Source organism: Pseudomonas sp. SIMBA_068 (assembly GCF_046534705.1).
Lineage (GTDB): Bacteria > Pseudomonadota > Gammaproteobacteria > Pseudomonadales > Pseudomonadaceae > Aquipseudomonas > Aquipseudomonas putida.
The window spans coordinates 1-282 of record NZ_JAWRYI010000341.1; the positions used below are offsets into that span (position 1 = coordinate 1).

Genomic DNA, 282 nt, shown 5'->3' on the forward strand with positions numbered 1-282 from the left:
GCGTCTGCAACGGCTGCCAGATGATGTCTAATCTGCGTGAACTGATCCCAGGCAGCGATCTCTGGCCGCGCTTTGTGCGTAATCAGTCTGAGCGCTTTGAAGCGCGTTTCAGTCTGGTAGAAGTGGCCGCCAGTCCATCGCTGTTGCTGGACGGCATGGCCGGTTCGCATATGCCCATCGCCGTTTCGCACGGTGAAGGCTTTGTTGAAGTGCGTGATGCTTCGCATCTGGCGGCGCTGGAGTCGAAAGGGCTGGTGGCACTGCGCTTTGTCGATAACTTCG

General features: G+C 58.2%; 1 protein-coding gene. It reads left to right on the plus strand.

Features of this window, described 5'->3' with window-relative positions; translation table 11 throughout:
- A partial coding sequence (locus SB756_RS29455) for a phosphoribosylformylglycinamidine synthase subunit PurQ (protein ID WP_410913096.1) occupies positions 1–282 on the plus strand: 282 nt, incomplete at both ends.